The following is an 11,684-nucleotide window of genomic DNA, read 5'->3' on the forward strand; positions in this document are numbered from 1 at the left end:
GAACACGGACACCACGCGTGAATGGTTCCGCGTGACGCCACACCCGCATTCTTGCTGCCGTTACCGATTCGTGTCACTCGCCTGTGGACAACTGGCTGCGATTTGCCGGTCTTATGGCCTTTTGGTGGCCCCAGGAGCGGAAATCAACAGCGAAACGACAGCTTTGGCGGATGGTTACACGGGGTCGATACGGATGATTACGCGGGGTCGATCTCCCGCAGCAGACCTGTCTTCACGTCGAACACGAAGCCCCGCACGTCGTCGCTGTGCAGCAGGAACGGCGAGGTACGCACCCGCTGCATCGACTGCCGTACGTCCTGGTCGACGTCCCGGAATGCCTCCACCGCCCAGGCGGGGCGCTGGCCGACCTCCATCTCCAGGTCGTGCCGGAACTCCTCGGTGAGGGTCTCCAGACCGCAGCCGGTGTGGTGGATGAGAACGACGCTGCGCGTGCCGAGTGCACGCTGGCTGATGGTCAGGGAGCGGATCACGTCGTCGGTGACCACGCCGCCCGCGTTGCGGATGGTGTGACAGTCGCCCAGCTCCAGGCCGAGCGCGTCGTGCAGGTCGAGCCGGGCGTCCATACAGGCCACGACGGCGACCTGGAGAACGGGCCTGGCGTCCATCCCTGGATCGGTGAAGGCGGCGGCGTACCGCTCGTTGGCATCGATGAGGCGGTCGGTAACGGTCTCGCCGGCCGATATGGCGCCCTCGGGACCAGCGGGTACCGATGCAGAAGTCGTCATACCCATGACGGTACTGGTCACCTCCGATCCGGGCCCGCTGTGAGAGGGGACAAAGAACGTCATTGCCTCTTGTTGTGAGGTAACCCACAAGAGGGAACGGAGAGCGTCCGGACGAGTGGTTTTCCGCGCCGGACCGCTTCGTGCGCGCCCCGAGCCGCGACGCGCAGGCCGGTTGATTGACCGCGAGACACGGTGGACTAAAGTGACGCGAAGCGGGAGGCGAGACTCTCCCTGCTGGACTGAATTCCCCGGAGACCCCGGTGATTTTCCGGAGATCTCCCCGCGTGCGCGGCGCGTACGTACGGCTCGGCCTCCTCCCGCTCCCGGTCGGCTGACGCTTCCGGCGCCGGCAGGCCTCCCCTTCTCGAGCGGGCGGGGACCCGGCGGTGCGTACGGGCCCGCCGGAACTGAGAGGGCCCCTTGAGCCAGAGTCGACATGTCCCGGTGATGCTCCAGCGGTGCCTGGACCTGTTGGCCCCCGCTCTCCAGGCCCCGGGATCAGTGGTCGTCGACTGCACGCTCGGCCTCGGCGGCCACAGCGAAGCCCTGCTCACCCGGTTTCCCGAGGCCCGGCTGGTCGCCCTCGACCGGGACAAGGAGGCCCTGCGCCTGTCCGGCGAGCGGCTCGCCCCCTACGGCGAGCGGGCCACCCTGGTGCACGCCGTGTACGACGAACTGCCCGACGTCCTTGAGCGGCTCGGCATCGCGCGCGTGCAGGGCGTTCTGTTCGACCTCGGCGTCTCCTCCATGCAGCTCGACGAGGCCGACCGCGGCTTCGCCTACGCCCAGGACGCACCGCTCGACATGCGCATGGACCAGACGACCGGCGTCAGCGCCGCCGAGGTCCTCAACACCTACCCGGCGGGCGAACTCGTCCGGATCCTGCGCGCCTACGGCGAGGAGAAGCAGGCCAAGCGGATCGTGGGCGCGATCGTGCGCGAGCGCGAGAAGGAGCCGTTCAGCAACAGCGCCCGGCTCGTGGAGCTGATCCGGGACGCGCTGCCGCAGGCCGCCAAGCGCACCGGCGGCAATCCGGCCAAGCGCACCTTCCAGGCCCTGCGTATCGAGGTCAACGGAGAACTGTCGGTCCTGGAGCAGGCGATCCCGGCCGCCGTGAAGACGCTCGACGTGGGTGGACGGATCGCCGTCCTGTCGTACCACTCGCTGGAGGACCGGCTGGTCAAGCAGGTGTTTGCGGCCGGCGCCGCCACCACCGCGCCCCCCGGGCTGCCGGTCGTGCCCGAGCAGTACCAGCCCCGGCTCAAGCTGCTCACCCGCGGTGCCGAACTTCCCACGGAGGAAGAGGTCGCCGAGAACCGGAGAGCGGCACCGGCGCGACTGCGCGGAGCGCAGCGCGTCAGGGAGGACGTTGAGTGAAGGGGCGTGAGGGGCGTGAGTGAGTTGGGGAACCGGACTCGGGGGACTCGGGGGAGGGGGAGGGCCAGTGAGTAGGAAACCCCAACTGAGGGGTCGGGCGGCCCGTCTTGCCCGGCTCTTCCCGGGAGCGGCGGGCCGCAGCCAGGCCGCCCGAACCCCCTTCGTCCTCCTGGTCGTCCTCCTGCTCGGCGGCGGCCTCATCGGGCTCCTCGTGCTGAACTCGGCGCTCAGCGAAGGGGCGTTCCAGCTCGACGACCTCCAGAAGGAGACCAAGAGCCTCACCGACGAGGAACAGGCCCTGCAGCGGGACGTGGACGCCTACTCGGCCCCCGACGCCCTCCAGCGGCGCGCCCGCGAACTCGGCATGGTCCCCGGCGGCGACCCCGTCTTCCTCGACCCCGACGGCACCGTGAAGGGCGTCCCCTCAGCCGCAGCAGGGGGCCTCCAGTCCGCCGCGTACACCCCGCTCGTCCTCGCCCCCGAGGCGTTGCCGGCCGGCTCGGCGGCGCCTCCGACGCCCACCGCGCCGGCCGCCGCGCCCGCACCGCAGGCTCCGCTCGCCACCCCCACCCCGACCACGATCCCCGGCAGGTGACGGAAGTGTCCGACAGGGAACCGCCGCGCCGCCGAGTGCCCGGCCCGGCCCGGCCCGACCGCCCTCGCGGCCAGCGACGTCCGGGCCCCGGAGCCCGCCCGCCCCGCCGCCCCGGCCGGCCCACCGCCCGTCCCGGTGTCATCCGGCTGGGCAGCCCCCGCCCCCGGCTGCGCCTGGTCAGCCTCGCGCTGACCCTCGTACTGATCGCGTTCGTCGTACGGCTGCTCCAGGTCCAGGCCGTCGACGCCGACACCCTGGCCGCCAAGGCCGGGCAGAACCGGTACGTCGGCCGCACCCTGGCCGCCGAGCGCGGCGAGATCACCGACCGCAACGGCGTCGCACTCGCGACGAGCGAGGACGCGTACGACATCACGGCCGATCCCACGCTGTTCACCCGTGAGCAGCTGAAGATCGACGACGCACCCGAGCAGGCCGCCGCGCTCCTCGCGCCGATCCTCGGCGTGGACCAGGACGGCCTGGTGAAGAAGCTCAGGCCGGAGAACAAGGAGCTCCGCTACGCCCTGCTGGCGCGTCGGCAGACGCCCCAGGTCTGGCAGCAGATCAAGGACCTGAAGAGCACGCTGGCCAGCAAGGCCGAGACCGACAAGGGCACGGTCAACGTCCTCGCGGGCATCCTCGCCGACCCCACCAGCAAGCGGGTCTACCCCAACAGCGACCTCGCCGCCGGGATACTGGGCTGGGTCAACGCCGACGGCAAGGGCGGCGGCGGTGTCGAGCAGCAGTTGAACTCCGAGCTGGCCGGCAAGGACGGCAAGATCCGCTACGCCCAGTCCGGCGGTCGTCAGGTCCCCACCGTGGGCTCCACCGAGACGCCCGCCGTGCCCGGCAGCGACGTCGAGCTGACCATCGACCGCGACATCCAGTGGGCCGCGCAGCAGGCGATCACCGACCAGGTGCGGGAGTCCGAGGCGGACCGCGGGTACGTGATAGTTCAGGACACCCTGACCGGCGAGATCCTGGCCATGGCCAACTCGCCCGGCTTCGACCCGGGCGACCTCGCCCAGGCCGATGCCGAGTCCCTGCACAACTGGGCCATCGAGGACGCGTACGAGCCCGGCTCCACCGCCAAGGTCATGTCGATGGCCGCCGTGCTCGAGGAGAACGTCGCGACTCCGCTGACGCATGTCGTCGTGCCCAACCGACTGCACCGCGGTGACCGGCTGTTCAAGGACGACATCGACCACGACACCTGGTACCTGACGCTCAACGGCGTGCTCGCCAAGTCCAGCAACATCGGCACGATCCTGGCGACCGGCCAGCTCGGCAAGACCCAGGCCGAGTCCAACCAGGTCCTCTACTCCTACCTGCGCAAGTTCGGCCTCGGCAGCTACACCGGGCTGGGTATCCCCGGTGAGACCAAGGGCATCCTCGCGCCGCCCGGCCAGTGGTCGACCTCGCAGCAGTACACGATTCCTTTCGGCCAGGGCGTGTCCATCAACGCGATGCAGGCGGCGTCCGTCTACTCCACGATCGCCAACGGCGGCGTACGCGTGGAGCCCTCGCTCGTACGCGGCACCACGGGCGCCGACGGCCGCTTCACCCCCGCCGCGACGCCCAAGAAGAGCAGGGTGGTCAGCGAGAAGACGGCCAAGACGCTCGCCCAGATGCTGGAGTCCGTCGTGGACGACCGGGACGGCACCGGCACCAAGGCACGGATTCCCGGCTACCGCGTCGCGGGCAAGACGGGCACTGCCAACCGGGTGGATCCGGCCACCGGCCAGTACCACGGCTACACCTCGTCGTTCGCCGGGTTCGCGCCCGCCGACAACCCCCGCATCACCGTCTACTGCGCCATCCAGAACGCGACCGCGGGCAGCTATTTCGGCGGCCAGATCTGCGGACCCGTCTACAAGCAGGTCATGGAGTTCGCGCTGAAGTCCCTCCAGGTCCCGCCGACCGGGGCCAAGCCCGCCAAGCTCCCGGTCAACTACGCACCCTGATCAGTACCGAGCCACCAGGAACCACCTCGTGACAACGACCACCCCCGATCCCGGGAACCAGGGCCTGCCGCCCTCACTTCGCTCCGAAGCGGGTGGGCCCGGTACGCTCACCGCCGTGCCACAAGCTGATCAGTCCCAAACCACCCAGAAGGGCGCACCCGTGACATATCCGGGACCGCCCAGGCCGACCCAGGTCTCCGCCTCACCCCTCGCGGACCTCGCCGACCAGCTGGGTGTCGCGCAGCCGGAAGTCGCCGCCGAGGTCACGGGCATCACCCACGACTCGCGCGCGGTCCGCCCCGGCGACCTGTACGCCGCCCTCCCGGGGGCCCGTCTGCACGGCGCCGACTTCGTGACCCAGGCCGCCGGCCTCGGCGCGGCCGCCGTGCTGACCGACCCGACCGGCGCCGAACGCGCCGGAGCGACCGGGCTCCCGGTCCTGGTCGTCGACGACCCGCGCGGACAGATGGGCGAACTGGCGGCCACGATCTACGGCCATCCCGGCCGCGATCTGCTCCAGATCGGCATCACCGGCACCTCCGGCAAGACCACGACCGCCTACCTCGTGGAGGGCGGCCTGAAGACGGTCAAGGCCACCGGACTCATCGGCACGGTCGAGATGCGCATCGGCGACGAACGCATCAAGTCCGAGCGCACCACCCCCGAAGCCACCGATCTCCAGGCCCTGTTCGCCGTCATGCGCGAGCGCGGCGTCGAGGCGGTCGCCATGGAGGTCTCCAGCCACGCGCTGGTCCTCGGCCGGGTCGACGCCTGCGTCTTCGACATCGCCGTCTTCACCAACCTCAGCCCGGAACACATGGAGTTCCACTCCGACATGGAGGACTACTTCCGGGCCAAGGCACAGCTGTTCACGCCGAAACGCAGCAAACTCGGCGTCGTCAACCTCGACGACGAGTACGGCCGTCGGCTCGCCAAGGAGTCCGCCGTCCCGGTCGTCACCTTCTCCGCCGAGGGCCACCCCGACGCCGACTGGCGTGCCGATGACGTACAGGTCGGGCCCATGGACTCGACGTTCACCGCGATCGGTCCCGAGGGCGAGCGGATCGCCGCCAGGTCGCCGCTCGCCGGGCCCTTCAACGTGGCCAACACCCTCGCCGCGATCGTCTCCCTCGCCGTGGCGGGCCTCGACCCGCAGGCCGCCGCCGACGGCATCGCCGCGGTGCCGGGCGTGCCGGGCCGCCTTGAGCGCGTGGACGCCGGACAGCCGTATCTCGCGGTCGTGGACTACGCCCACAAGACCGACGCCGTCGAATCGGTGCTCCGGGCCCTGCGCAAGGTCACCGAGGGCAAGCTGCACATCGTGCTCGGCTGCGGCGGCGACCGTGACAAGACCAAGCGCGAGCCGATGGGCGCCGCCGCGGCCCGGCTCGCCGACACCGCCGTACTGACCTCCGACAACCCCCGCTCGGAGGACCCCCTGGCCATCCTCGCAACCATGCTTCAGGGCGCGGCGTCCGTGCCAGTACACGAGCGCGGCGAAGTCCAGGTCTTCGAGGACCGGGCCGCCGCGATCGCCGCCGCCGTCGCCCGCGCGCAGCCCGGGGACACCGTGCTGGTCGCGGGCAAGGGCCACGAACAGGGCCAGGACATCGCCGGGGTGGTCCGTCCCTTCGACGACCGCCAGGTGCTTCGCGAAGCTATCCAGAAGACCCAGGGATGAACTTGTGATCGCCCTCTCTCTCGCCGAGATCGCAGCAGTCGTCGGCGGGCAGACCCACGACATACCGGATCCGTCCGTCCAGGTCACGGGACCGGTCGTGCGGGACTCCCGCGAGGCGGGACCCGGCAGCCTCTTCGTCGCCTTCGTCGGCGAGCGCGTGGACGGCCATGACTTCGCGGCCGCGGTCGTCGAAGCGGGAGCGGCCGCCGTCCTGGCGTCCCGTCCCGTGGGCGTCCCCGCCATCGTCGTCGAGGACGTCCAGGCGGCCCTCGGCGCGCTCGCGCGACATGTCGTCAGACGGCTCGGCACGACCCTCGTGGCGCTCACCGGCTCCGCGGGCAAGACCAGCACCAAGGACCTCATCGCCCAGGTGCTCCAGCGCAAGGCGCCGACCGTGTGGACGCCCGGCTCGTTCAACAACGAGATCGGGCTGCCGCTGACCGCGCTCAGCGCCACCGAGGAGACGAGGTTCCTCGTCCTGGAGATGGGCGCCCGCGGTATCGGCCACATCCGCTACCTCACCGATCTGACACCGCCGAAGATCGGCCTCGTCCTGAACGTCGGGACCGCCCACATCGGCGAGTTCGGCGGCCGCGAGCAGATCGCACAGGCGAAGGGCGAACTCGTCGAGGCCCTCCCCGAGGACGGCGCCGCGATCCTCAACGCGGACGATCCCCTCGTACGGGCCATGGCATCCCGTACGAAGGCGAAGGTGATCCTTTTCGGAGAGTCAGGCGAAGCGGACGTACGCGCCGAGAACGTGCGGCTCACGGACAGTGGACAGCCTGCTTTCACTCTCCACACACCCTCCGGTGCAAGCGACGTGACCATGCGCCTGTACGGTGAGCACCACGTGTCGAACGCGCTCGCCGCGGCCGCCGTCGCCCATGAGCTGGGCATGTCCGCGAAAGAGATCGCCACCGCGCTCTCCGAGGCGGGCTCCCTCTCCCGTTGGCGGATGGAGGTCACGGAGCGCCCGGACGGCGTGACGGTCGTCAACGACGCCTACAACGCGAACCCCGAGTCCATGCGAGCCGCCCTGCGCGCGCTCGCGGCCATGGGCAAGGGGCGGCGGACCTGGGCGGTGCTCGGCAAGATGGCCGAGCTCGGGGACGAGGCTCTCGCCGAGCACGACGCGGTCGGACGGCTTGCCGTCCGGCTCAACGTCAGCAAGCTCGTCGCGGTCGGGGGCAGGGAAGCGTCCTGGCTCCAACTGGGCGCATATAACGAGGGTTCGTGGGGTGAGGAGTCGGTGCACGTGTCCGACGCACAGGCGGCGATCGACCTGTTGCGCAGCGAGCTGCGCCCGGGAGACGTCGTACTCGTGAAGGCGTCCCGGTCGGTCGGGCTCGAGAGCGTGGCGCAGGCGCTCGTCGAGACCGGTGCCGAGGGTGAGGTTTCCGCCCGATGATGAAGCAGATCCTGTTCTCAGGAGTCATTGGCCTCTTTCTGACCCTGGTCGGCACCCCGCTGCTGATCAAGCTGCTGGCCCGCAAGGGCTACGGCCAGTACATCCGGGACGACGGCCCGCGTGAGCACGCCAGCAAGCGCGGAACGCCGACGATGGGCGGTATCGCCTTCATCTTCGCGACCATCGCCGCCTACTTCCTCAGCAAGGTGATCACCGGCTACGAGCCCACCTTCTCCGGGCTGCTGGTGCTGGGCCTGATGACGGGTATGGGTCTCGTCGGCTTCCTCGACGACTACATCAAGATCGTCAAGCGTCGGTCGCTGGGCCTCAGGGCGAAGGCGAAGATGGCCGGCCAGCTGATCGTCGGTATCTCCTTCGCGGTGCTCTCGCTCCAGTTCGAGGACGCCCGCGGACAGACGCCGGCCTCGACGAAGCTGTCGTTCATCACGGACTTCGGCTGGACGATCGGCCCGGTGCTGTTCGTCGTCTGGGCGCTGTTCATGATCCTCGCGATGTCGAACGGCGTGAACCTGACGGACGGTCTGGACGGCCTGGCCACCGGCGCCTCCGTCCTGGTCTTCGGCGCCTACACCTTCATCGGCGTGTGGCAGTTCCAGGAGTCCTGCGCCAACGGCGAGACCCTGACGAACCCGAACGCGTGCTACGAAGTGCGCGATCCACTCGACCTCGCCGTCATCGCCTCCGCGCTGATGGGCGCCTGCCTCGGCTTCCTGTGGTGGAACACCTCGCCCGCCAAGATCTTCATGGGCGACACCGGTTCGCTCGCGCTCGGCGGTGTGCTCGCGGGTCTCGCGATCTGCTCCCGCACCGAGCTGCTGATCGCCATCCTCGGCGGCCTCTTCGTCCTGATCACCATGTCGGTGGTCATCCAGGTCGGCTCCTTCCGCATGACCGGCAAGCGCGTCTTCCGAATGGCGCCACTCCAGCACCACTTCGAACTCAAGGGCTGGTCAGAAGTGCTCGTGGTGGTCCGCTTCTGGATCATTCAGGGCATCTGTGTGATCGTCGGACTGGGCCTCTTCTACGCGGGATGGGCAGCAGAGAAGTGACCGACTGGCAGGGGAAGCGTGTCACCGTCGCCGGACTCGGCGTCTCCGGCGTCCCGGCGGCCAAGGTCCTGCACGGCCTCGGCGCGCACGTCACCGTCGTCAACGACGGCGATGACGCACGCGCGCGTGAACAGGCCGCGGAACTGGAGGCACTCGGCATCACCGTCCGCCTCGGCGACGGCGCCACCCTGCCCGAGGGCACCGACCTGATCGTCACCGCACCCGGCTGGAAGCCCGACAAGCCGCTGTTCACGGCGGCCCATGAGGCGGGCGTCCCCGTCTGGGGCGACGTCGAGCTCGCCTGGCGGCTCCGTGGCCCGGACGCGGCCCCCTGGCTGGCGGTCACCGGCACCAACGGCAAGACCACCACCGTCCAGATGCTCGCCTCGATCCTGAAGGCGGCGGGCCTGCGCACGGCCGCCGTGGGCAACATCGGCATCTCCCTGCTGGACGCGGTCCTCGGCGAGGAGCAGTACGGCGATCTCGATGTACTGGCGGTCGAACTCTCCAGCTACCAGCTCCACTGGGCGCCCTCCCTGCGCGCCCACTCCGCCGCCGTCCTGAACCTCGCCCCCGACCACCTGGACTGGCACGGCTCCATGGAGGCGTACGCCGCCGACAAGGGCCGTATCTACGAGGGCAATCGCGTCGCCTGCGTCTACAACGTCGCCGACAAGGCCACCGAGGACCTGGTCCGGGCGGCCGACGTCGAGGAGGGCTGCCGGGCGATCGGCTTCACCCTCGGCACCCCCGGCCCCTCCCAACTGGGAGTCGTGGACGGCATCCTGGTCGACCGCGCCTTCGTGGAGAACCGGCAGCAGAGCGCCCAGGAGCTGGCCGAGGTCACGGACGTCAATCCGCCCGCCCCGCACAACATCGCCAACGCCCTTGCCGCGGCGGCCCTCGCGCGTGCCTTCGGGGTGCCCGCCACGGCCGTACGGGACGGGCTCAGGAGCTTCACGCCGGACGCCCACCGCATCGCGCACGTCGCCGATGTGGACGGGGTCGCCTACGTCGACGACTCCAAGGCGACCAACACGCACGCGGCCGAGGCGTCGTTGGCGGCCTACGAGTCGATCGTCTGGATCGCGGGCGGTCTGGCCAAGGGAGCGACCTTCGACGAACTGGTCGCCAAGTCGGCGAAGCGGCTGCGCGGGGTGGTGCTGATCGGCGCCGACCGGGCGCTGATCCGTGAAGCCCTTGTGCGACACGCCCCCGAGGTACCCGTCGTCGACCTCGACCGGACCGACACTGGGGCGATGCTCGCGGCGGTGCAGGAGGCGCGGCGACTCGCTGTTGCGGGAGACACTGTGCTGTTGGCACCCGCCTGTGCCTCCATGGACATGTTCGCCAACTACAACAAGCGCGGAGACGCGTTCGCGGAGGCGGTTCGCGAACTCGGCGCCTGACCCGGCCGCCGCCTGCCGGGCGACCTTGGGAGGGACGCGTGGAGCCGTCGAGGCCGACGTACAGCGGAGGCACCGATGTCCAGTAGCCGTACCGGGCGCCCGCCCGTGCAGCAACGGGACCGGCGGCCGGCTTCGTCCCGGACCCCGCACGAGAACCCCGTACAGCGGCTGTACGAGCGCACCCGAAAGGCCTGGGACCGCCCGCTGACCGCGTACTACCTGATCCTGGGCGGCAGCCTGCTGATCACCGTGCTCGGTCTGGTGATGGTCTACTCGGCCTCCCAGATCACCGCGCTCCAGCTGTCGTTGCCCGGGTCGTATTTCTTCCGCAAGCAGTTCCTGGCCGCCGTCATCGGCGCGGCGCTGCTGTTCGCCGCCTCGCGGATGCCGATCAAGCTGCACCGGGCGCTGGCCTACCCGATACTGGCGGGCGCCGTGTTCCTGATGGCCCTGGTCCAGGTGCCCGGGATAGGGCTGGCGGTCAACGGCAACCAGAACTGGATCTCCATCGGAGGCCCCTTCCAGCTCCAGCCCAGTGAGTTCGGCAAGCTGGCACTGGTGCTGTGGGGCGCCGATCTGCTCGCCCGCAAGCAGGACAAGAAGCTGCTCACCCAGTGGAAGCACCTGCTGGTGCCGCTCGTTCCGGTGGCGTTCATGCTGCTCGGGCTGATCATGCTCGGCGGCGACATGGGTACGGCGATCATCCTCACCGCGATCCTGTTCGGCCTGCTGTGGCTGGCGGGGGCGCCCACCAGGCTGTTCGTCGGAGTGCTGTCCGGCGCGGCCTTCGTCGGCGCGATCCTGATCAAGACCAGCCCGAACCGCATGGCCCGCTTCGCCTGTATCGGCGCCACCGAGCCCGGCACGGGCGCCGCGGACTGCTGGCAGGCCGTGCACGGGATCTACGCGCTGGCCTCCGGCGGACTCTTTGGTTCGGGGCTCGGCGCGAGTGTGGAAAAATGGGGCCAACTCCCCGAAGCGCACACGGACTTCATCTTCGCCGTCACCGGTGAGGAACTCGGTCTGGCGGGGACGCTGTCGGTGCTCGCCCTCTTCGCGGCTCTAGGCTATGCGGGTATCCGCGTGGCCGGACGCACGGAGGACCCCTTCGTGAGGTATGCCGCGGGAGGTGTGACCACCTGGATCACCGCTCAGGCGGTGATCAACATCGGTGCGGTGCTCGGTCTGCTGCCGATCGCCGGTGTCCCCCTCCCGCTGTTCTCCTACGGAGGTTCCGCCCTGCTGCCGACCATGTTCGCCATCGGGCTGCTGATCGCCTTCGCGCGCGACGAGCCCGCTGCGCGGGCGGCGCTGTCGATGCGGCAACCCCGCTTTGGTAGAAAGCGGGCGGGAGGCCCTGTGCGGGGGCCTCGGAGATGGAACACGATGCGACGGCGTGCCTCGGCGGCGCGCTCGTCCGGAGAGCGGTGAATT

Annotated in this window: 9 protein-coding genes; 8 read left to right on the forward strand and 1 reads right to left on the reverse strand. The window is 69.9% G+C overall.

Going from position 1 to position 11,684, the window contains the following annotated elements:
- Positions 1-197: 197 nt before the first annotated feature.
- Entirely contained in the window at positions 198-746 is a 549-nt protein-coding gene (locus tag ACIHFB_RS10545; RefSeq protein WP_365277454.1) for a carbonic anhydrase, read from the reverse strand.
- Positions 747-1,166: 420 nt separating this feature from the next.
- Between ACIHFB_RS10545 and rsmH the strand changes: the two genes are divergently transcribed.
- The 8 genes from rsmH to ftsW all read left to right on the forward strand — a co-directional run bounded on the left by rsmH (position 1,167) and on the right by ftsW (position 11,681).
- Entirely contained in the window at positions 1,167-2,123 is a 957-nt protein-coding gene (gene rsmH / locus ACIHFB_RS10550; protein WP_365277457.1) for a 16S rRNA (cytosine(1402)-N(4))-methyltransferase RsmH, read from the forward strand.
- A gap of 67 nt (positions 2,124-2,190) precedes the next feature.
- The gene (locus tag ACIHFB_RS10555; RefSeq protein ID WP_400126359.1) at positions 2,191-2,718 is read left to right on the forward strand and encodes a septum formation initiator family protein; all 528 of its coding nucleotides are present in this window, start codon (positions 2,191-2,193) and stop codon (positions 2,716-2,718) included.
- 5 nt (positions 2,719-2,723) lie between these two features.
- Positions 2,724-4,679 carry a penicillin-binding protein 2 gene (locus tag ACIHFB_RS10560; RefSeq protein WP_365277463.1) on the forward strand — a complete coding sequence of 652 codons (1,956 nt, stop codon included), beginning with the start codon at positions 2,724-2,726 and terminating at the stop codon, positions 4,677-4,679.
- Positions 4,680-4,839: 160 nt separating this feature from the next.
- Positions 4,840-6,360 (forward strand): UDP-N-acetylmuramoyl-L-alanyl-D-glutamate--2,6-diaminopimelate ligase, encoded by a 1,521-nt coding sequence (locus ACIHFB_RS10565; RefSeq protein ID WP_365277466.1) that lies wholly within the window; start codon positions 4,840-4,842, stop codon positions 6,358-6,360.
- Positions 6,361-6,364: 4 nt separating this feature from the next.
- Positions 6,365-7,771: a UDP-N-acetylmuramoyl-tripeptide--D-alanyl-D-alanine ligase gene (gene murF, locus ACIHFB_RS10570; protein WP_400126361.1), complete on the forward strand. Its 1,407-nt coding sequence runs from the start codon at positions 6,365-6,367 to the stop codon at positions 7,769-7,771.
- On the forward strand, positions 7,768-8,841 hold the full coding sequence (mraY, locus tag ACIHFB_RS10575; protein ID WP_210587382.1) for a phospho-N-acetylmuramoyl-pentapeptide-transferase: 1,074 nt from the start codon (positions 7,768-7,770) through the stop codon (positions 8,839-8,841). The genes murF and mraY overlap by 4 nt, the downstream gene beginning before the upstream one ends.
- Positions 8,823-10,250, forward strand: coding sequence for a UDP-N-acetylmuramoyl-L-alanine--D-glutamate ligase (gene murD / locus ACIHFB_RS10580; RefSeq protein WP_400126363.1), 1,428 nt, complete (start codon positions 8,823-8,825; stop codon positions 10,248-10,250). The genes mraY and murD overlap by 19 nt, the downstream gene beginning before the upstream one ends.
- 75 nt (positions 10,251-10,325) lie before the next feature.
- On the forward strand, positions 10,326-11,681 hold the full coding sequence (gene ftsW / locus ACIHFB_RS10585) for a putative lipid II flippase FtsW (protein ID WP_365277473.1): 1,356 nt from the start codon (positions 10,326-10,328) through the stop codon (positions 11,679-11,681).
- Positions 11,682-11,684 lie beyond the last annotated feature (3 nt).

This window comes from Streptomyces sp. NPDC051963 (genome assembly GCF_044593495.1).
Lineage (GTDB): Bacteria > Actinomycetota > Actinomycetes > Streptomycetales > Streptomycetaceae > Streptomyces.